We start from the raw sequence: 21,745 nt of genomic DNA, 5'->3' as shown, positions 1-21,745 counted from the left end.
TCATCATGAAAATTGCCATCATTGCCGATGACCTTACCGGAGCAAATGACAGCGGCGTCCAGCTTGCCAAAGCAGGCTTGGACACAGTTGTCTGGCTCAATGGCAAAGGTTCGTCAGAAAATCGCGCAGAAGCAGTCGTGGTCGATACGGATAGCCGTGCCCTTTCTCCTAAAGAAGCGAAAGCAGCTGTCCATGCTGCCATGTCTGCATTAGCGCCTTACAATCCAAATTTGATTTTTAAAAAAGTCGATTCGACATTGCGCGGCAATGTCGGGGCAGAACTCGAAGCAACTGCCGAAGCTTGGCAGCCGGAATGCATTTTGTTAGCTCCTAGTTTCCCTGCCAATAACCGTACAGTTGAGGATGGGATCCTTTACGTAAATGGCACGCCAATTGGGGAAACAGAGTTTGCCAGAAACGAAGCAGATCCCGTTTCTGACTCTGCCATTTCTGACCACATTGGCCGCCAGTTCCACGGTGCCATCGCCCATATTCCCGAATCGTTATGGGCCGAAAAACCAGAAACGATTAGCGCTTGGCTTGATCGCAACATCGCTAATGAACAAACTGTTTTTATTTGCGATGCGGTTTCAATGGAAACACTCGAACGAATTGCTGCTTTTTCGCAGCAGCAGCCGAAACGACTGCTTTTGGCTGGTTCTGCTGGCTTGTCGAATGCACTTGCGCAGACGATGGTGTCCGGCACAAATACCCCATTTGCTGACCATCCTGTTAGCAGTGACCCCATCCTTTATCTCGTTGGCAGCATGAGTGAAGTGAGCAAGACACAAGTGGCCCATTTGCTCACGCACCCACAAACGGAAGGGATTCGCCTTCATGCGGCAACAGCAGCGAGCAATGACCGCCATACGCAAGCAAAAGAGTTTGAGCGAGTGGTAGCCGCTGCTGAAAAGACAGTAGCGACCGGCAAAATACCCGTTATTTTTTCTGGAACAGAGCGCCAAGAAGTCGCTGAAGTATATGACTATGCAAAAACAACAAATACGGCAATTAGCGAATTGGCGAAACGAATTGCCGATACGATTGCGGCGATCGGCTCCAAACTAATGGATACTCGCCATTTCCAAGCGATTATTATGACCGGCGGCGATACCGCTAAAGCACTATGCCGGCGGCTAAGCATCGATGAATTGCGTTTGCTTGATGAATTTGAACCGGGTATCCCTGTTGCCCAGTTTACTGGCGAACATCATCAGACATACGCGATTACGAAAGCAGGCGCCTTTGGCAATGAGAAAACTTTCTCGAATCTATACCACCACTTTACTAAGGAGGAAAGCAAATGAGACCAATCATTGGCATTACCATGGGAGACGCAGCCGGTGTCGGCCCTGAAATCATCGCAAAAGCATTGGCGGACGAATCAACTTTTAAAATTGGGCGTCCTGTCGTGATCGGCGATGCAACTATCATGGAACGGGCTGTCGACATTACTGAAACGGAATTGAATGTTGTGTCTGTATCAACGGTTGACGAATGTGTCTTTGAACCGGGAACGATTGAAGTCATTGACTTGCGCTTGTTAACGGAAGGCGTATCTTTCGGACAAGTTAGCGAAGCGGCGGGCAACGCAGCTTTCCGTTATGTTGAACGGGCAGTGGAGCTTGCTAAAGCGAAAAAAATCAATGCCATTTGCACAGCTCCATTAAATAAAGAAGCGATGCAAAAAGCAGGGCATCTGTATCCAGGCCATACGGAAATTTTAGCTGAACTAACGGGGACCACTGATTTTTCAATGATGCTATCTGCTCCAAATTTAAAAGTGATCCATTTGACAACACACGTAGGTTTGCGCAAAGCGATTGATACGATCAACCCAGAACGGACATATAAAGTCATTTCTTTAGCGCATGAAACACTTGCGGCCGCCGGAAACAAGCAGCCAAAGATTGCTGTATGCGGCATTAACCCACACGCTGGTGAGAACGGCCTGTTTGGAGAAGGCGAAGAGGAAGAAAAATTGGTCCCTGCGATAGAAAAGGCGCGTGGAGAAGGGATCGATGTAGAAGGGCCATACCCGGCAGACACACTGTTTTTCCGGGCTGCGCGCGGCGACTTTGACATCGTTGTCGCTTGCTACCATGACCAAGGCCATGTGCCAATAAAGGTAATGGGCTTAGAAGCAGGCGTAAACATCACGGTTGGCCTCAAAGGCGGCATTGTCCGTACGTCTGTTGACCACGGCACGGCCTTTGACATCGCTGGCAAAAACATAGCCGATGAACGGAGCCTTCTGGCCGCTTATCGGGACGCGGTTGAGCTTGCTCCTAAATAAAATCAACTTTGTGTCGTTCTATATAAAAAGAGCTTTAGGCGTTGATTTGGCCTAAAGCTCTTTTTGCTTAACGGCGTAAGCGCAATGCTTCGTCACGGGCTTTTAAAAATGCGGTAATCGTGTCTTCGTCTTTTTCATGGAATACACTTAAATAAAGCGTATCAATAATGTTCAACTGCGTCATTCGCGAGGCGATCGTGCCGATGCGAAAGTCTTCTTCCACATTTGGCGTACAAAGAGTAATATCTGCCAACCTATATAATGGCGAGCGGTCCATTTTCGTAATCGCCACAACGGTGACGCCTTGCTTTTTTGCAAAGGTGGCCAATTCCACTACATCCTGCGTTTTTCCCGACAAGCTGATTGCCACAAATATATCGCCTTTTTCCATATAAGGAATGAGCGAAAGATTGTAATGGAAATCTTGAGAAGAAGATGCCTGATAGCCAATGCGCGTAAACTTATAGCTACCGTCGAATGCAGCAGCGGCAGAGCCGCCAACTCCATAAAAGACGATGCGCTTCGCTGTCATTAGCACAGCAACCGCAGCTTCAAGCTGCTTCCGGTCGATCGATGACAACGACAATTCGATCGCGCTTTTATTCGTAAACGTCACTCTGCGGAACAAATCATAAGGCGCATCTTTTTCTTGCAACGATGAAAAGTCGGTTAATCTTTCTTTTGAAGCCGTTACATCTTTCATCAGTTCCATTTTAAACAGCCGGAAACTGTTAATTCCAATTTTCTTGCAGAAGCGGATGACGCTTGCCTCACTGACCCCAGCGCGAGCCGACAGCTCTTTCGTCGTCATGCTTGGGATTTGGCTAGGACTGTCCAATATCGTTTGCCCAATTCGGGCCTCTGCCTCTGATAGGCTTTCCAGTTCTTTTTCGATTTGCGCGAGCAACGAACCCACTTTGGACGCACACCTTCCTACATGTCTTTCGTTTCATTATACCTGCTTTGGCGGCAATTACAAATTGGGAAATCGCTTTTGTGACGCCTTTATTGAACACAATGAGCGTGCGCCCACTTTTCTTAATTAAACTGAAGCTGCTGGCTTACCAGTTCCTTATAAAGTGGGTGTGTATCCAGCAATTCAGCGTGTGTGCCCGCGCCCGTTACGTTTCCTTCCTCTAGTACAATCAATTGATCCGCATGCCTAACGGTCGCTAATCGATGGGCAATCACAAGTGTCGTCCGCCCTTCCATCAGCACTTCAAGCGCTTCCTGCACAAGTTTTTCCGATGAACTGTCCAAATGTGCTGTTGCTTCATCTAGAAGCAAGATTTCAGGATCGCGAATCATCGCCCGGGCGATCGCAAGGCGCTGCCGTTGTCCACCTGATAGTCGGACGCCCCGCTCCCCTACTTCCGTATCGTATCTGTCTGGAAGGGAAGCAATAAACGACTCCAAATTTGCATGCCGAACCGCAGCCGTCATGTTCTCTTCAGGAACATCCGTCAGCCCATAAACCAAATTGGAGCGGATCGTGCCTGCCATGATCGGCGAGTCTTGGGAAACATAGGCAATCTTTTGCCGCCATTCATGCAAAGGGAGGCGGTGGATGGAATGACCCTTATATTGGATCGTGCCGTCGTCTGGCACATAAAAGCGTTCAATCAATGAAAACAATGTCGTCTTCCCTGCCCCACTTGGCCCTACAAAAGCGGTGACCTTGCCGATAGGAGCATCAAAATTCACCTCTTTTAAAATTGGCTTGTCAGCAGTGTAACCAAAGGAAACACCTTGGAAGCTGAGTGTGCCAGCAGGCGCAACTGCTCCATCTACGTTTGCAGCATTCTTTTCCGGCTCAGCTCGCAAAATCGTCTCAAGGCGTTCACTTGCGCCAAGCGCCTTTTGAAATTGAGTGAAAAAGCTGGCCATTTGTGTAAATGGCATTGCAATTTGAAATAAGTAAAAAATGATGGCAACAAGGGCTCCCGCCGATAGCGTTCCAGCCGAAACTCTCATGCCTCCGTAGCCAAAAATCACAACGAGCATAATGAGCATGGCACTCATCATCAATGGTTGAATGACAGCCATAATCTTCCCTTCACGCATCCCAAAGCGAAACAGCTTGGCCATACGCGAGAGGCCGACTTTCTGTTCGACTCCTTCAGCAAGAGACGCCTTGACAAGGCGGATATCTGATAGAACGCGGCCTAAATCGCCTTGAAAAGAGGCTGTTTCATCTTGTAAAGACTTTGACACCTTATACATACTGCGTCCTAATGGAATCATAACGAGAAGCGAAGCCGGAACAACAGTAAGCATCATCAACGTCATTTTCCAATCAATCGCCAAAAGCAAGACGATCGAGCCAATAATCGAAACTATGCCTGAAAAAAATGGGATTAGCTGCATTGTCAGAAAATCTTTTATGACAAGCGTATCATTGGTCATCCGGCTCATCAATTCCCCAGACGAGTGTCTGTCAAAAAAGGGAACAGGCAAGTGCAGCATCCGTTGCCAAGCTTCTTTCCTGAGCGCGAACACGACTTTCTGGCCAATATACATCATCGTATAAAGGGCAAAACCGGACATCACAAGTTGTGCGAAAAACACAGACGCAAGCAAAATTACCGTTTGTCCGTTTAAGCCAACTGCATTCATTTCGTCCACGAAATTCATTGTCAATAGCGGGACAATGAGCGATAGGCTAGTTTCCCCAATAACAAGAACAACTGCGAGAACGAGCCAAGCCACCTTCGGCAAAAAAGGTTTGACCATGGACCAAAAACGTCTAGCTCCCAATGAGCCGGCAAGTTCATGTTCCATCTTCTTCCCCACTTTCATTTCTAAAGTAAATTTCCATTGCTTCATCCATATATTTTTGTAACCTTTCAGGGAAATGGATGAAAAATAACCTCTCATGTTCGACGAAAAACGCTTCAATATCACCAAGCTCATCAACCACATTCGGAACCGATTTCATTGGAAAACTAGAAAATAGCTCCTTTATATAACTTTGGACTTCTTCCGCTCCTGGCTCAACGTTGTTATGAAGCGCGTTTTTCATCCGTTTGTAAAAATAAGCCGCTTGTTTGTCTATTTCTAGTTGTACGTCAGGATCCTCGTCATAGTCAAACAATTCATTTAATAGACTTTCAGGAAAATGGGCGATTAATGCATCTTTTTGCCGTTTCTCCAAACGGAACGCGTCAAGGAGCACAAACAGCAAATCATCAAGATCTTCTTCCTCGATCCCTTCTAAATCATATAAAGCTTCTGCACGCCTGATTGTCGCCAACACCTCTTCTAATTCCCTTTTCTTTTGTTCAAGCATGTTTTTCTGGGCCACGAGCATTTCTCTTCCACTCCAAGCGGAGGTTTTTAGCTTCTCTTTCATATCAGCAAGCGAGAAACCAAGATGCTTAAAAACTTGAATTTGTTGATACCGTTCCCATTCTTTGCGGGTGTACAGTTTATGCCCATTTTCATTTTGCCGTTCAGGCGTCAACAATCCAACTTGGTCGTAATAACGCAATGTCCGTACCGTGGTGCCGACTTTTTTGGCGAACATGCTGATTGTCATCTCCATCCTATTTGCCCCCTTTCCCCTATCGTAACCTGTAACGTAACGTCACACGCAAGCACCTTTATCTCAATGAACAAAAACATTCCTAATTATTTACGATACGAAGCCGGTACGGGATTCACTTCACATAAGACAACGTTGATGTTATCCGACAACGAAAAAAGAACCATCATGCAACGCTTCATGATGATTCTCCGTCCAAACAATATTATGCCCTTGGTTTCGTTGAATTTCTCCGCACCAGTTCAGGCGTTAGTTTCCGACCAGTAGCTGCTTGCTCCCCTTCTATTAAGGCCAACAGCGTTTCAACCAACTCTTTTGCGAGCTTGTCAATCGGAACGCCTACTGCTGTCAATGGCACGTCCGCTTCAGCTAGCTGTGGGATATTGTCATAGGAGATGAGCGACAAATCATTTGGTACTTGAATGCCGTTCCGCCTTAATGCCCGTAATGTACCGATCGCAATGTCGTAACTGGAACAAATGATCGCTGTTGGGAGAGTAGGCTCCGTCAACAAACGTTCGATCGCGCTATCAGCGTCACAAGCGTCAAGCCCCCTGGTATCAATTCGTTGCGACTTAAGCCCCCTCTTTCTCATGGCCTCTTCATATCCTATCTGTTTTGCTTGTTGTCGCCTTCCCGTCCCATTGATAACACCAGCGTAAGCAATGGATTGGTGGCCGATTTCTACAAACTCTTTTACAGCTAACTCCATTGCCAATTCATGCTGGACGCCTACAGTCGGAAACTGTTCAATAGCAGGCACCCCGTAAGAAAGCAAAGGGATCCCTATGTTATTTGGAAGTTTGTCTTGTGGAATTTCTTCTTCAAATAACAAAATGCCGTCAATTCGCATTCTTGAAAATAGCTCTACTGCCTCAAGTGCATGATTAATGGATAAAATCATTGTCCGTCCGCTGTTTGTTATATGTTGATTTACTCGTGTAACCAACGCCGACAAAGCAACACGCTCAATTGTCGGCCACACCAAGCCAATCGTATTTGTGCGTCTCGTCACTAAATGCTTGGCTGAAAAATTGGGCGTATAGCCGAGTTCATTCGCTTTTTCCACAATCATACGCTTCGTTTCCGGCTTAACAAGGGGGCTGTCATTTAATGCTTTCGAGACCGTCGAATAACTAACATTAGCTGCTTTTGCAATATCCTTAATCGTAACCGTCATTCTTTCTCTCCTTTAGGCAGCGTTTCGATCTAAAAAAATACTTGCTAAAACTAGTCTAATCGATATATGATGAAATAACAACGTTGTTATAAAGGAATGATAGCGGTTTCTTTTTATTTGAAAATAACAACGTTGTTATAAACTCAAGGAGGAAGTTCCATGCGTCGCACAGCTCTATTTTTTGGAAGCGTTTTTATTGGTCTCACTGTTGCGTGCGCTTCACCAGCTAGCTTGTCAACAGAGAAAACGACATTGCGCCTTGCACACAATATGAATGAAAGCCATCCCATTCATCAGTCTCTGCTCCACTTTGCAGAATTAGCTGAAGAAAAAAGCGAGGGCGCTCTGACATTTGAAATTTTCCCCAACGGCCAACTTGGTTCTGAACGGGAAGCCATTGAATTAACGCAAACAGGGGCGGTAGATGCGACAAAAGTAAGCGCTACCGCGTTAGAAAGTTTTTCGCCTGTTTACGCTTTATTTAGCATTCCTTATTTATTTGACGGAGCCGACCACTATTACACGGTCATGGAAAGCGATATCGCAACGGACATCTATGATTCAACTGCTGACAATGGCTTTTTCGGCCTAACTTACTATGATGCAGGCATTCGTAATATGTATACGATCGGCACACCGATATTAGCGCCTGAGGACCTGAGAGGCTTAAAAATTCGCGTACAGCCGAGCGAGACGGCGATTGAAATGACGCGCTTGATGGGCGGCGCTCCTACCCCGATGGCGTTCGGCGAAGTCTATACGGCCCTTCAACAAGGTGTCATAGACGGTACTGAGAATAATGAAACCGCTTTAACTTCAAACAACCATGGGGAAGTTGCAAAAGAGTATTCTTACACAGAGCACGCCATTGTCCCTGATTTGCTTATCTTTAACCAAAGCCGCTGGGAAAGTTTTAGCCCAGAGGAACAAAGGATCTTAAAAGAAGCGGCACTTGAGTCAAGTGAGTTTCACAAGGAGTTATGGGCCGCTGAAACCGCGGAAGCGATTGCCCGTGCGGAAGAGATGGGCGTCACATTCCACGAAGATGTCGATAAAGCAGCATTTCGTGCAAGTGTCGACCCCATGCATCAACAAGTAAAGCAAGACCCAGATTTAGCGCCATTTTATGAGCGTATTCAAGAAATGCGTAAGGAGGGGCATACAAATGATTGAGAAAATCAATGGTGGATTAGGAAAAATCATCATGTTCCTATCGTCGGTCATGTTTGGGCTGATGGTGCTTGTCGCGATTTGGCAAGTCATTAGCCGCTATGTCCTCAATGCCCCCAGCACTTTTTCAGAAGAATTTCTTCGTTACTCGCTTATCTGGGTCACGATGATTGGCGGTGCTTATGCCTTCCATCTCAAAAAACATATTGCAATTGAAATGCTCGTTAACCGCTTTTCAGCTGCGACTCAAAAACGAGTGCGCCAGCTCGTCCAGCTTTTTTTGATTGTCTTTGCCTTACTTGTCATGGTATATGGCGGCATCCAGCTTGTGTCATTAACGCTGTCCCAACAAACAGTTTCACTTGGCATCCCTATGGGTTTTGTCTACTTATCATTGCCTATCTCTGGCCTGCTGATTACTTGGTTCTGCCTGACAGAACTACTAACAGGCAAAAATGGGACAACCCAAGGCTCCGATGAACCGATTGACCTATAAGATTATTTCATAAAGAAGGATTGATAAAATGGCTCTCCTTGCAGGTATTAGTTTAATTGTCGTGTTTTTAGGATTGCTTTTACTAGGCGTGCCAATCGCCATCAGTGTTGCAGGTGCATCCATTGTCACGATGTTTCTGATCGCCCCTTTTGATGTCGCGATCTTTACATCTGCACAAAAGATGGTGACAGGCATTGACAGCTTTACACTGTTAGCGGTTCCATTCTTTTTGTTGACAGGCATTATCATGAACCAAGGAGGCATCGCTCTCCGGCTTGTCAATGTAGCAAAACTATTTACAGGCAAATTGCCAGGTTCCCTTGCCCATACGAACATTGTCGGAAACATGCTTTTTGGATCGATTGCCGGCTCTTCCGTCGCTTCGGCTGCGGCAATCGGCAAAGTCATGAACCCATTGCAGGAAAAAGAAGGGTATGACCGGAAATTTTCAGCCGCAGTCAACATTGCCTCCGCCCCAACTGGATTGATTATTCCTCCAACAGGGTTGTTTATTATCTATTCTCTCGTTAGCGGTGGAACGTCAGTGGCGGCCCTTTTCCTTGCTGGTTATTTACCTGGTATCCTTTGGGGTCTTGCTACACTGGTTGTCGCTTTTTTTATTGCTAAAAAGAAAGGCTACACGACATCGTCGGCTACAAAGGTTGAATCTCCCTTAAAAGTTATCTGGGAAGCGATCCCTAGCTTGTTTTTAGTCATTATTATCATTGGTGGCATTATCGGTGGTCTATTTACAGCAACCGAAGCGTCAGCAGTCGCGATTGTATACGCGTTGCTTCTGTCTTTTGCCTACAAAAGCCTAACGTTGCGGCAGTTGCCAGGCATTTTTAAAGAAGCCGTTGAACTAACCGTTGTCATCATGTTCCTAATTGGGACATCGGCCATGCTTTCCCTAGTCATGTCATTTACGGGCATTCCGAGCGCCATTAGCTCCGCGATTTTAGCTTTGACGGATAACCCTATTCTTATCTTGCTGTTGATCAATGTGATTTTGTTACTAATCGGCATTGTCATGGACGTCACGCCGGCGATCTTGATCTTTACGCCCATCTTTTTACCAGTGGTGATGGAGTTTGGCATGGACCCAGTCCATTTTGGCGTCATTTTAATCGTCAACCTTTGCATTGGCAACATTACGCCACCAGGAGGAAGCGCTTTATTTGTTGGCAGTACCATCGGCAAAGTCAAAATTGAAGAAGTCATCCGCCCTTTGCTTCCATTTTACGGCGCGGTCATTGTCGTTTTAATGCTCGTAACCATGTTTCCTTTTTTAAGCACGTGGCTGCCAACTCTAGCGGGATTAATGGAATAAATAGATAGATAGACCATTAGAAGGAGAGAAACCCATTATGAATATTCAACAACGTTATTCATTTACTGTTGCAACGAAACACGACGCCCATATCGAATTTTCTGCTCCAAACACAGACATAAAAGCACATGTTTTTGTGCTAGAACCTAAAATCATCCGTGTCTTATTTGAAAAAGAAAGCGGGCTTGAACTTGAACGCACGTGGAGCATCGCCCCTGGTCTGAACGACCTCCCTTACGAAGGGCGAGAGCGCAAGAGCACGGAACATTTTAGCTGTCCCCGATATGATTTTCGTGAAACGGAAGACGCCTATGTCGTCGAAACAGAAATGGTAAAAGCGACCATTAAAAAAGAAGGCTTTCGCATTACTTGGCACCGGCGTGACAAAGACAAGTGGACTTGTTTTGCCCAAGACCGAGACACACAAGCATATAATTTCAAAGGCGAGCTCGGGACAGGGATCAAGCATTATTTAAAACGAGACATTCGTGAACGCTATTATGGATTAGGGGAGCGGACAGGCACCCTGAACCGCCACCATGGCCGTTTCCGTAATGTAACGATTGATGCTATGGGCTACGACGCCGAACACTCGGATCCATTGTACAAACATATCCCTTTTTACATCACACACCAACCTGAATCAGCCTTTTCTTACGGCTTGTTTTATGACAATTTGGCTCCTGGCTATTTTGACCTGGGCAAGGAACTGGATAACTACCATGGGCTATACCGCTATTTTGAGGCTGAAGCAGGTGACCTAGATTATTACATGATTGTTGGTCCTTCGATGAAGGATGTCGTGCAAACCTATACATGGATGACAGGGAACACGGCGCTCCCGCCTAAGTGGAGCATTGGCTATTCTGGTTCAACCATGACTTATACTGACGCTGAAAATGCCCAAGAACGGCTATACGAGTTTATCGAAAAATGCGAGGAAAACGATATTTTATGCGATTCATTTCAACTATCGTCTGGCTATACTTCGATTGGCGATAAACGGTACGTCTTCCACTGGAACAAAGACAAATTCCCTGATGTCCAGAAGCTTGCCCGTGACTTTAGCGACAAGGGGCTACGGCTTGCAGCCAATATTAAGCCTGCTTTGCTTAAGGACCATCCACAGTATAGCGACTTGGAACAACAATCGTTTTTTATTAAAAATGGCAAAGGCGAAACAGAAACGGCTCAATTTTGGGATGGCGGCGGCGCTTATATCGATTTTACAAATGAAGCCGCTTATCGTTGGTGGATAGACCAAGTGCAGCAGCAATTGCTCGCATACGGCATAACATCCACTTGGAATGATAACAATGAATATGAAATTTGGAGTCAGGACGCTACTGTCAATGGATTCGGAAGCGAGCTGCCATTCCAAACAATCCGCGCTCTCCAGCCGCTTTTAATGATGAAGGCCTCATTTGAAGCGCAAGCAGAGCACACGCCAAAAGAACGGCCTTTCTTAATTTCACGTTCTGGCGCCCCTGGCATGCATCGTTATGTGCAAACATGGACAGGCGACAACCGTACCGAGTGGAAAACGATTCGCTATAACATCAAAACGGGCATCAGCCTAAGCCTATCTGGCATTTACAACTTTGGCCACGATGTCGGTGGATTTGCTGGTCCAAAGCCTGATGAAGAGCTATTTATCCGTTGGGTGCAAAATGGGATATTCCATCCGCGTTTTACGATCCATTCGTGGAATGAAGATCAGACCGTTAACGAACCTTGGATGTACGAAAATGCCGTCCCTGCTATTCGGGAATTGATCCAACTGCGGTCGATGTTAACGCCTTATTGGTACACCGCGTTTTACCATGCCAGCGCCAACCATGAGCCCATTATCAAACCAACGTTTTTTGATTTTGAAGAAGACACACGCACGTGGGAAGAGAACGATGATTTTCTTGTCGGCCCATCCATGCTTGTTGCTTCCGTTGTCGAACCAGGCGTTTCCGAACGGACTGTTTACGCACCTGCACACAATGGCGGATGGTATGATTTTTATACAGGCAACCATGTCGAAGGCGGCACAACAACTACTTTGCCGGCCCCATCCCATCAAACACCGCTGCTCGTCAAAGCAGGAGCAATTATACCTGTAAACGAAGCAAAACGAACATTTGCCAAAAAAGACGAGGACAAACGAGGATTTTTACTGTTTCCTAGCCGCGGCGCCGGACACACATCAAACTATACGTTATACGAAGACGACGGCATTACAAAAAATTGGCAGTCCGACCACGCGCTTGTCTCAATCGAAATGACGACAACAGCCGATGCCATTCATGTAACAACAAACGTCGTTTCAAAAGGCTACTCCCTGCCTTATAAAGAAGCACGTTTCACCATCATGACTGACGACAGCCGCCCTTTATTTGTAAACGGTAAAGAAGTGGTGGAGATGGGAGCGATTGGTGGTGGCATAGAGCAATAAAAAAAGAAAGCTAATGACAGTGTCACAGAAAATGAAATCGAGTGAATCGCTTCCGATTCACTCGATTTATTATAAGCTGTTTCTTTTGACAAAGATACTTTTCGTTAATCAGAATGGCGAACAGACACAGCAAGTTATAAGGCATCTCTATACACCGCAGCAGAAATAGAGCAATCGACGTCTATTTAGTATACAACCTCCAAACAAATTGAAATCCGTTCTAGCGTAGCTTTACCGGCAACTCGACCCTTTTAAAGCATGAGAAGAAAGAGGGATTGGTTGTGAATCTAGTGCTTTTTAAGGGTCTATTATATTTAAAAATTCTTCTTGGTCTTCTACAGGTATAACACCCAATCTTTTTTCTTTCTCATCATAAACTTCAATTTTTGTGCTGTTTAAAACCCAAATCGAGAAAGAAAATGCTTCATCTTTTACTACATAATCAGGGGGAGAGCTAGCACTTATTTCAATAACATCTCCCCATTTAATATTATTTAAAGTATGTTGTATATACTCAATATCTTTTTCACTTTTAATTTGTATAGGCTTTTTGTTTTTAGAGTCTTCAAATTCAACTGTAATACCATTAGTGTCACCAAAACTATTTTCAGTATTATTGAAAATTACTAGATAGGTGATAACAGCAATCATGCATATTAACAGCAAGGTGAAAAATTTATTCATGATGATTTTTCTCCTTTAAATATGTAATAGTTACTTTACTGCTTCTCGAGCGCCTGTTCGATCAGCCGCTTGGTGTGTGGTGACAGTTCTTGTTTCTGTGCCATACATTAATTTATTTCTATTACTACTATTTGTTAAATCGCCAAGACCAATTGAATGACCAAGTTCATGGGTAGCTGGTGTATTTTTAGCAGCAGCGCTCCTACCAACGCCTGGCTAATAATCTTGGTTGATTAAGCTATAACGTTTTAGCTAACTTTAGCCACACTATAAATAACAACGCTTACGTTTGCAATTCTTTTTTTATTGCCTACTTTTAAAAAAGCGAGTGTCTTACTTGAATGATAAGACGGGTAGTTGGCCCATATGAGCAAAAAAACAAGCCAGCTACATAGCAGCCAGCTTGTTTCGCTATCAATCATCTCGGTCCGTTCCAAGTACCTCTCCGTTCGTGGCATCAAGTTTAATATCATAATCGTTGCCTGCATTGGTAACCGTTACTTCATAGTACGTCACTTGGTCGTCCTTCTCTAACTTCCAGCTGCTTATCGCGCCTTCCGCTTCCGATAGAGCGATATCAACCGCTTCTTGAGGATCGATGATGTTGTCCATGTCCAATGCATCCTCTTGACGCTCCACGCCTCCAGCATCATTTGCATCAAGTGCTTCTTCCCGTTCCTTTGTTACTTCTTGTGTCTTTGCGTCTACGATGACCTCATATTCCTTCTCATCGTCAAGTCCTTGAATCTCGTATTGCCACGTACCGCGCTCCGCCTCTAACTCGATGCTTGAAATAGAGGCGTCGGGATAGGCGTTCTCAAATTCAGAAACCGCTGTTTCCATGTCGACTTGAATGTCTGCATTATTCAAGTCTTCTGAGCTATCTGCCCCTTGGCCTTGCTCTGTGCCAAGATCGGCCTCTTGCTCTGGAGCATTGTCATTATTCCCGTTATTGTCTTGGTTGCATGCCATCAAGGCCATGACCATAAACGTCGAAGCTAATGTAACCTGTAATTTTTTCATAGCAATCTCCTTTGTGCATCTGAAAATCTTCCTACCTTTATATTCTCATCATTGCACAATTTAAAACCCGCTATACACTAAAAAGTGATTGTAAATCCGTGGAGAACCGTGAAAAAACATATTGCAGCCCCGGCAAAACCGTGCGTAGGCAGTTAAAAGAAGCACGTGACATGATCATCGACTTCAACTAGTGTGTTACACTACGACAAAAGGGGGTTATCCTATTTTAGTTCTACTAGCCATCATGTTTGTAACAACTTGTTATGTTTTACTTAACACACTATTCACAAGAAGAATGGGTAGAATTAATTTTTATGCTGATTTCATTGTCCCCGTTTCATTTATCTGTTTAGGCTTGCTCCCTACCGTTTTAACCTTAATAGTCAGTCAACGTTTCTCCTTACAATTAGGCTCGATTCTGCTCGCTATCGCTTTATCTTTACTAAGCTTCATCTTCACGTTGATTAAAAAGACCAGGCTAAACAATCAAGCTAAGATAATTGAGTGAAACTAAAAAACCACCGTTTGGTGGTTTTTTCATGCTGTCTGTTAACTTTGTAAAGATGACGATGCACATTATAACAAGGGAAATGGCAAACGTTCAACCTAATCATCATCAACGATTGAGAACGCCTCTGGCAAATGCTCAATAATATCGCTTGGGGTGATAGTGGCAAGGACGTGTCGTTGTTTAGCCAGCAAGTCTGCTGCATAGCCATGAAAAAATACAGCTGATGAGAGAGCAGGTTGAATCCGTTGCCGGGCAACGAGTGCAGCGACCATCCCTGTAAGCACGTCGCCTGAACCACCTTTGGCAAGCCCGGCATTGCCTGTGACATTGACAGAAATGCAACCACTTGGTTCAGCAACAATGGTGTTCGGCCCTTTTAAAACGACATACACGCCATATTGCTCCGCATAACTCTCTGCTACTTCAAAGCGATTTTTATTGACATATGAAACCGATTGGTCAATTAACATCGCCATTTCGCCAGGATGAGGCGTAATCACCGTTGGAGCGGATCGCTCCTGGACAATCGGCCCACACTCTTTCAAACAATGCAAGGCGTCAGCATCGACAATCAACACACCTTTGAAATGAACAAGCAAGTACGCAACCATCTTTGTTAGTGCAGGCGTGCGTCCAAGCCCAGGTCCGACCGCAATCGATTGCTTATTGTCCATAAAAGCGGCCAATTCTGTCTCTGTAGGAGCAAGATAACCATGTTTTTCGCTAAAAATCGTATACATCGCTTCTTTTACGTGGCTGGCAATTACCGGCACATTTTGTGCTACTGTCGCTATCGTCGTAAATCCTGCTCCGCTGCGAACAGCGGCCGACCCAGCCAGCGCTGCTGCTCCTGGCATTGCCTCGCTGCCGGCAATGATGCCAACCCGTCCGTTATCGCCTTTGTGGGCATTCGGTTTGCTCATCACCCAGCTATTGACGACTTCATTTTTGCCCCAAATGTAGCGTTGTGACGCGAGATGACGCAACGTGTTAGGTGGAATGCCGATCGGGACGACGTCCACTTCTCCGTAATAGGGTTTGGTTTCTTCTAAATAATAGCTTACCTTTGTCCATTGTAAAGTAAGGGTACGGTCTGCTTTTATTGCTTCGTGGTTCAGCTCGGCGCTGCCAGCTGGAACGCCGCTTGGCAAATCAATTGATACAATTTCATTTTTCAATTTGTTTATGCAGGCGATCACGGAAGCATATGGTTCCTTAACTTGGCCACTTATGCCTGTGCCTAGGAGCGCATCAACAATAATGTCTGTTTCATAAAGCATGGTTGGCCATTGGCTCTCAATGTCTTTCCAATACTTCCAACGGTAGCCACTCTGCTCGAATACACGTTTATGCAGTTTGGCATCTCCTTTGTACCGGCTTTCTTCCGGCACGATGAATACTTGTACTTCTGCGCCTTCGTCTTTTAGCACTCTCGCGACAACAAACCCATCGCCGCCATTGTTTCCGCTGCCGATGACAATAAAAAAGCGGCGCTTACGTCCATAGTGGTCTAACAGCTTACGAGCAATTCCGCGTCCAGCATTTTCCATTAGGACAGCGCCAGGGAGCCCCACTTTGTTCATTGTAATGGCATCAATGCTCGCCATTTCCTCGCCTGTTACAATCCGCATCGCTACCACCCTTTTTATAATATTCGTTCTCTTCCCGGTAAACTGTAGCACAAACCGGGGATTTTTGCATTTTAAGAGAACTGATTCATCTATTTCCGAAAGAATGTGGTATAGTACTGATACAGTTTCTTTTTTCCTATCAAAGGAAGCAAACGTATTGTGAAAAAGAAAGGTTGAGCGTGCAATGATGGAGAGCAAAGCATTTCGTTTTGCGTGTTGGATTATTGTCCTTTTGTTGATCGTTTACTTAAGTTCATTGGTTAACTTTATTTTTATGCCGATTGCCGTGCTTTTTCAAACGTTGTTTACGCCAATCGTCATCTCTCTTGTCATCTACTATTTGCTTAGACCATTTGTTAACTTGCTAAACAAAAAACTTCACCGCGGCCTGTCGATTCTCATTGTCTTCCTTGCATTGGCTGGCCTTGCCACAACCGCTTTGCTTTATGTCGGGCCACTCTTACAAGAACAATTTATGACATTTGTTGACAATGTGCCAGGATATGCAAACGATATTCACCACTTATTCGTAGATTTGCAAAAGCAGCCTGCGTTGCAAAATTTCTTGGAAAGCACTGATTTTTCATTGGATGAGCTTTCTGGGACGCTAACAGAAAACTTGCAAGGCTATTTACAGTCGATCATTGACAGCATTGGCACATTCATTGGCGCCGTGGCGAATGTCGTCATTATTGCTGTGATTATTCCTTTCGTGCTTTTCTACATGCTGAAAGAAGGCAAGAAGGCGCCGATGATGGTCATTAACCAGTTTCCAGCAAGAGAACAAGAAGAAGGAAAGCGCGTGCTTGGCGATTTAGACAAAGCCTTAAGTTCGTACATACAAGGGCAAATTCTCGTCAGTGCTTGCGTCGGCGTTCTCTGCCTGATTTGGTATTTAATCATCAAACTAGATTACGCGTTGATTTTAGCGCTCGTCGCCCTGTTTACAAACGTTATTCCCTTTATCGGCCCGTGGATTGGCACCGCCCCTGCCGTTATCGTTGCATTATTCGATTCACCCGGAAAAGCGTTTCTCGTTATTGTCGGTGTCGTGATTATCCAGCAAATTGAAAGCAATGTCTTCTCGCCACAAATTATGGGGCGCCAGCTTTCCGTACACCCGCTGACGATTATTTTTGTTCTCCTTGTCGCCAGCCAGCTTGCTGGTTTTGTCGGGATTCTCCTTGCCGTGCCTGCCTATGCCGTCAGCAAGGTCATTGTCCAGCACACGTACCGTCTTATACGCATCCACAGACGGTCAAAAAACATAAAAACCTAAATGGGCAAGTTTAAAAGAGGATTGACAAAAACATAGGCAGTGAATACGGGCAAATAACAGTTATGTCCAGTTGCTTCTTGCTTTAGACGCTGTTTGAAGAACCCAAGCAATCATGCCAGCAAATCCCCTATTTCAGACTTGGAAAGGATGATCAATATGCTCTCAGAAAAAATTGTCAAAGCGTTGAACCACCAGATGAATATGGAGTTTCAAGCTGCCCATGATTATATGGCGATGGCTGCCTACTGCCACCATATTAGTTACAATGGCTTCGCCGATTACTTCCTTAAGCAAGCAGAGGAAGAGCGGGAACACGGCATGAAAGTGTATGACTATTTAAATGACAAAGGCCAAAAAGCCGTCTTTGAGGCGATCCAAGCCCCAAAAGCCGATTATGGTTCACTCGTCGCCACATTTGAGGCTGCGCTGGCCCAAGAGCGGGAAGTAACGAAAAGCTATTATAAAGTGTACCAGATCGCCCAAGAAGAACAAGAATACCAAACGCTTTCTTTCTTAAACTGGTTCCTCGACGAACAAGTAGAGGAAGAGGCCACATTTGAAACGCATATTGATTATTTAAACCGCATCAAAGATGATGCCAATGCTCTTTATATTTATGAGCAAGAGCTGCGCAAACGAAAAGAAGACTAACAATGGAAAGCCGCTTTGCTTAGGCGGCTTTTTGTTGTTTCCCGCCTCGCTCGCCCAATCGAATAAGTCTGTGGTGACATAGGCTAGCGGTAAGAAGGAAGAGGGGGGACTTCAATATGTTTCCGTTTCGACAGGGAAAAGCAAACATGCCTGCCACAAGACCACTGCCTCCTGCACCAAGGCCTTTTGTACAAGAATACATTGTTCAAGAAATCCAGCCTGTCTTAACAACGTACGTCACAAACCGTGTCTACCGCCATGTGCACACTTTCCCGCACTCAGCATCCGTTGCCAATGTCGTCCACAATCAACAAGCTTTTCCCCCTACGCACTATGTTCCAGGCCGACCTCCTCGCTAAGCGAGGAGGTGAGGTTGTTGGAAAGGCCGGCAGCGTGAATTGCCTGTATCGGCTGGCTATATTTCCTCAAAACCGTCCATTCTCGTTAACCTGATCCAAAAAACGTTGGACTTCTTTCCTTGTCTTTAGTATGACAACGCGCTTTCGCTCTTTTACTTGCTCAAGCGCTTGAATCACTTTGGGCCTGCTTCTCTTCTTATAATTCCAAACCCAAACAAAAAAAGCCCAATCTAGTTTTTCAGGGCAATCCTCGTTCAAATCAGGTCTTGTTTTTCCATGATAAATCACTCTTCTTTTTATAATCCTATAGATGCATAACAGTCTAGGCATATCTAAAAATATGACGGCATCTCCTTCATGCAGCCTCATGTCGAGCGTCCTTGAATAATTTCCATCGATAATCCATTTATTTTGGCTTACCGCATCTTTAAGAAACGCATCCCATTCTTCGTTTGGGGTTGGCGTCCAGTTAGGCTTCCAATAAAATCGGTCTAAATGAATAACGGGCAACGATAAACGTTCACTAAGTTTTCGAGACAAGGTAGATTTACCAGAGCCAGCTGATCCGATGACAACGATTCGATTCATCCCTTTATCCTCCTTGCTCTATTCTGAGATACTCCTCATCCTATTCTAACATGGACACAGCCCCATAAAATCCTTCGTTTTGTTCTTGTGTCCATCAAGGCTCCATTCAAGTTGTTTCCAGACACAATAAAGCAGGCTAGATGCCAGCCTGCTTTTAAAATAGAAATCTGATACAAAAGAAAGACTCTAATTTTTTATAGAAGAATCGATAGCCATTACTTATCCTACAAGCATGCCCGCAATGGCTGCGTTCATTAAATTGACAAGCGTTGCGGCAATAAGTGCTTTCATCCCATATTTAGCGATTAAAGGGCGGCGTTCTGGCACGAGACCGCCAAGGCCGCCAAGCAAGATCGCGATCGAGCTAATGTTCGCAAATCCACACAACGCAAAGCTCGTAATGACATATGTTCGTTCTGATACCTCGCCTGCAGCCGACGCAAGGGCATCAAAACCAATAAACTCGTTGACAATCGTCTTTTGCCCGATAAACGAGCCCGCTTGCACGGCCTCTTCCCATGGGACACCAATGATCCACGCCACCGGGGCAAACACGTACCCGAGGATTTGCTCTAGCGTAATGGAACCATAGCCAAACCATCCGCCAATCGTACCTAAAAACAAGTTGATCAGTGCAATTAAGGATACAAAGGCGATCAGCATCGCGCCTACATTGAGCGCTAATTTCAGTCCATCCAATGCCCCGTTTGAAGCGGCATCGATCACATTTTTGGACTCGCGCTCGACTTGAAAATGAATGTTGTCCTTTGTTTCGCTTATCTCTGTTTCTGGCACAAGCATTTTGGCCATCAAAAGTCCGCCTGGGGCAGCCATAAACGTCGCTGCAATTAAATATTCCAGCGGAATGCCCATCTGCGATATTCCTGCCATCACGGAGCCCGCTACTGTCGCCATCCCACCTGTCATGACGGCAAAAATTTCAGACGACGTCATTTTGCCAATATAAGGTTTAATTAGCAAGGGAGCCTCTGTCTGCCCAACAAAAATATTGCCTGTCGCCGATATCGACTCTGCCCTGCTTGTCCCAAGCAACTTGGCAATGCCGCCTCCTAAGTATTTGACAACAAACTGCATGATGCCGAAATGATAGAGAATACTAATAATCGCTGAGAAAAATATGATCACTGGCAACACTTGAAAAGCGAAAACGCTGCCGACTCCTTCCGCTTGCAGGACACCGCCAAAGAGCATATCAATACCAGCAGCCGAAGTGTCAATCGCCGCTTGTACAGCGCCTGTCACTTCCTTAAGCACATAACTCCCTGCATCGGTCCATAAGACAATCACCGCAAAAACGAATTGTAACGCCAGAGCCGTCAAAACCGTTCGCCAGTTAATCGCTTTCCTATTTGCAGAAAGCAAGTAGGCAATCCCTAGCAAGATGGCCATTCCCATTAAGCCCCATAAAAAATTCATCTTTACCTCCTGTATGGTCAGTCGTACCCGACTTTTGCTTACTATTCCCGGTGCGCGCCAATTTTTGCACGTTTTCCTAAAGAAACGCACACAATATGGCTAAGCTTATGAAAAACGGCTGGCACTGTCAACCATCATTCAAGTAAAAAAAATTATCAAAAAACCCCACATCCGTTGCTTCCTTTTTCCACCATCCATGATTCCTACGACTCTCTTTTCTTGTTACACAAAAAAAGCCTCTTGACTCATTTCGTCAAGAAGCTTTGTGCTGTTGCAGAAAATCGGCCAATTCGTGGGTGTGCTGCTCTGATCCTTTACCAAGGCAGACAAGGTGGCCCCACGTATCTAAGCAGACTAGCTTTGAAGAACGAATCCGTTCATGGGCATAATGGGCATGCTCCAAAGGCACGATTGCGTCATTTTTGCTATGAACGATAAGTGTGGGCGCCGTAATCGTTTCTAATTCTTCCTCAAGGGACTGACGCATATGCTGCAAGTCGATATAAAAGCCATGTCCTGAGCGCTGAAATTCGGTCATTCGATCAAACAAATACCAGTCCCTGGCGAGCATCCTCTGTTTAATTTCTTCATACGAAAGTGTGCTGTAAGCAGGCGCAATTTTTTTGAATGCATAATCTGGTGAAAACCGAGCTAAAGAAGAGAGGCTCCGCCAGACAAACCGCTCAATGAAAGGATGGAATAAGAAGCGGCTCAATACTGCATCACGGACACTCGCTTCTTGCCACGGCTTCGTGACGGCCCCTTGCAATGTAAATGATTGCACTCTCTCTGGGTAGTGACTCGCTAAATAAATGCCAGACGGCCCGCCAGTCGACGCCGCAATTAAATGGACTTTATCAATATTCAATTCATTCAATAGTTCAATATAAAAGCTGCACGCCTTTTCAAGCGACTTGCCAATTTGCCTTGATGTTTGCCCATATCCTGCCCGCGATGGCACAATTACGGAGTAGCCATTTTGCGCAAGCTCCTCAATCCCCAGTTGTTCCAAGCAGTTGGAATGGCCACCATGCAAATATAAAACTGGCTCCCCTTCTCCGGTTATGGCGTATTCAAGCGTACAATCTGAATACGTAAAAGAAGCGATGCCTCTTTCCATCGG

General features: G+C 45.3%; 19 protein-coding genes. 9 read left to right on the top strand and 10 right to left on the bottom strand.

Translation table 11 applies throughout. The features are described 5' to 3' along the window. Positions 1-5: 5 nt before the first annotated feature. Positions 6-1,307 (top strand): four-carbon acid sugar kinase family protein, encoded by a 1,302-nt coding sequence (locus V5G21_RS10860; RefSeq protein WP_095327232.1) that lies wholly within the window; start codon positions 6-8, stop codon positions 1,305-1,307. Next, on the top strand, positions 1,304-2,296 hold the full coding sequence (gene pdxA, locus V5G21_RS10855) for a 4-hydroxythreonine-4-phosphate dehydrogenase PdxA (protein WP_011245167.1): 993 nt from the start codon (positions 1,304-1,306) through the stop codon (positions 2,294-2,296). The genes V5G21_RS10860 and pdxA overlap by 4 nt, the downstream gene beginning before the upstream one ends. 67 nt (positions 2,297-2,363) lie before the next feature. Here the strand turns inward: pdxA and V5G21_RS10850 are convergent, their stop codons facing one another. The 4 genes from V5G21_RS10850 to V5G21_RS10835 form a co-directional block, all read right to left on the bottom strand. After that, entirely contained in the window at positions 2,364-3,212 is an 849-nt protein-coding gene (locus V5G21_RS10850) for a MurR/RpiR family transcriptional regulator (protein WP_011245166.1), read from the bottom strand. Positions 3,213-3,334: 122 nt separating this feature from the next. Then, a complete protein-coding gene (locus V5G21_RS10845) occupies positions 3,335-5,077 on the bottom strand; it encodes an ABC transporter ATP-binding protein (RefSeq protein ID WP_338464665.1) in 1,743 nt (580 codons plus the stop codon). After that, positions 5,067-5,840 carry a MerR family transcriptional regulator gene (locus V5G21_RS10840; protein ID WP_035202282.1) on the bottom strand — a complete coding sequence of 258 codons (774 nt, stop codon included), beginning with the start codon at positions 5,838-5,840 and terminating at the stop codon, positions 5,067-5,069. The genes V5G21_RS10845 and V5G21_RS10840 overlap by 11 nt, the downstream gene beginning before the upstream one ends. 205 nt (positions 5,841-6,045) lie before the next feature. Further along, positions 6,046-7,020 (bottom strand): substrate-binding domain-containing protein, encoded by a 975-nt coding sequence (locus V5G21_RS10835; protein WP_011245163.1) that lies wholly within the window; start codon positions 7,018-7,020, stop codon positions 6,046-6,048. 159 nt (positions 7,021-7,179) lie between these two features. Between V5G21_RS10835 and V5G21_RS10830 the strand changes: the two genes are divergently transcribed. Genes V5G21_RS10830 through V5G21_RS10815 form a run of 4 tightly spaced genes read left to right on the top strand, consistent with a single transcriptional unit; the run spans position 7,180 to position 12,459 of the window. Beyond that, positions 7,180-8,193, top strand: coding sequence for a TRAP transporter substrate-binding protein (locus V5G21_RS10830; protein WP_011245162.1), 1,014 nt, complete (start codon positions 7,180-7,182; stop codon positions 8,191-8,193). Continuing rightward, the gene (locus V5G21_RS10825) at positions 8,186-8,686 is read left to right on the top strand and encodes a TRAP transporter small permease (protein WP_035202280.1); all 501 of its coding nucleotides are present in this window, start codon (positions 8,186-8,188) and stop codon (positions 8,684-8,686) included. Before V5G21_RS10830 ends, V5G21_RS10825 begins: the two co-directional genes overlap by 8 nt. 28 nt (positions 8,687-8,714) lie before the next feature. After that, a complete protein-coding gene (locus V5G21_RS10820) occupies positions 8,715-10,016 on the top strand; it encodes a TRAP transporter large permease (protein ID WP_011245160.1) in 1,302 nt (433 codons plus the stop codon). Positions 10,017-10,053: 37 nt separating this feature from the next. Next, positions 10,054-12,459 carry a glycoside hydrolase family 31 protein gene (locus V5G21_RS10815; RefSeq protein ID WP_338464662.1) on the top strand — a complete coding sequence of 802 codons (2,406 nt, stop codon included), beginning with the start codon at positions 10,054-10,056 and terminating at the stop codon, positions 12,457-12,459. 297 nt (positions 12,460-12,756) lie between these two features. Here the strand turns inward: V5G21_RS10815 and V5G21_RS10810 are convergent, their stop codons facing one another. The 3 genes from V5G21_RS10810 to V5G21_RS10800 form a co-directional block, all read right to left on the bottom strand. Continuing rightward, positions 12,757-13,143, bottom strand: a complete 387-nt coding sequence (locus V5G21_RS10810; RefSeq protein ID WP_035202278.1) for a hypothetical protein — start codon at positions 13,141-13,143, stop codon at positions 12,757-12,759. A 414-nt stretch (positions 13,144-13,557) separates the two neighbouring features. Continuing rightward, entirely contained in the window at positions 13,558-14,166 is a 609-nt protein-coding gene (locus V5G21_RS10805; RefSeq protein ID WP_051881122.1) for a PepSY domain-containing protein, read from the bottom strand. A 606-nt stretch (positions 14,167-14,772) separates the two neighbouring features. Next, positions 14,773-16,308: an NAD(P)H-hydrate dehydratase gene (locus V5G21_RS10800; protein ID WP_212930032.1), complete on the bottom strand. Its 1,536-nt coding sequence runs from the start codon at positions 16,306-16,308 to the stop codon at positions 14,773-14,775. Between the two features lie 184 nt (positions 16,309-16,492). Here V5G21_RS10800 and V5G21_RS10795 point away from each other — a divergent pair, with 184 nt between their 5' ends. The 3 genes from V5G21_RS10795 to V5G21_RS10785 all read left to right on the top strand — a co-directional run bounded on the left by V5G21_RS10795 (position 16,493) and on the right by V5G21_RS10785 (position 18,597). Next, positions 16,493-17,587 carry an AI-2E family transporter gene (locus V5G21_RS10795; protein ID WP_035202275.1) on the top strand — a complete coding sequence of 365 codons (1,095 nt, stop codon included), beginning with the start codon at positions 16,493-16,495 and terminating at the stop codon, positions 17,585-17,587. Between the two features lie 156 nt (positions 17,588-17,743). Next, positions 17,744-18,238 (top strand): ferritin, encoded by a 495-nt coding sequence (locus V5G21_RS10790; protein ID WP_035202273.1) that lies wholly within the window; start codon positions 17,744-17,746, stop codon positions 18,236-18,238. Positions 18,239-18,354: 116 nt separating this feature from the next. Further along, positions 18,355-18,597, top strand: coding sequence for a CotD family spore coat protein (locus V5G21_RS10785; RefSeq protein WP_011245150.1), 243 nt, complete (start codon positions 18,355-18,357; stop codon positions 18,595-18,597). A 66-nt stretch (positions 18,598-18,663) separates the two neighbouring features. On the opposite strand, the gene V5G21_RS10780 is transcribed toward V5G21_RS10785, so the two are convergent. The 3 genes from V5G21_RS10780 to V5G21_RS10770 all read right to left on the bottom strand — a co-directional run bounded on the left by V5G21_RS10780 (position 18,664) and on the right by V5G21_RS10770 (position 21,742). After that, positions 18,664-19,185, bottom strand: coding sequence for a DNA topology modulation protein (locus V5G21_RS10780; RefSeq protein ID WP_035202272.1), 522 nt, complete (start codon positions 19,183-19,185; stop codon positions 18,664-18,666). A gap of 219 nt (positions 19,186-19,404) precedes the next feature. Then, positions 19,405-20,622 (bottom strand): NupC/NupG family nucleoside CNT transporter, encoded by a 1,218-nt coding sequence (locus tag V5G21_RS10775; RefSeq protein WP_011245148.1) that lies wholly within the window; start codon positions 20,620-20,622, stop codon positions 19,405-19,407. A gap of 253 nt (positions 20,623-20,875) precedes the next feature. Then, positions 20,876-21,742 (bottom strand): alpha/beta fold hydrolase, encoded by an 867-nt coding sequence (locus V5G21_RS10770; protein ID WP_011245147.1) that lies wholly within the window; start codon positions 21,740-21,742, stop codon positions 20,876-20,878. Positions 21,743-21,745: the final 3 nt, after the last annotated feature.

The organism is Shouchella rhizosphaerae (assembly GCF_036700015.1).
GTDB lineage: Bacteria > Bacillota > Bacilli > Bacillales > Bacillaceae_D > Shouchella > Shouchella rhizosphaerae.
Note: the sequence above shows the minus strand (reverse complement) of the source record. Positions and strands in the feature narration are given on the sequence as shown.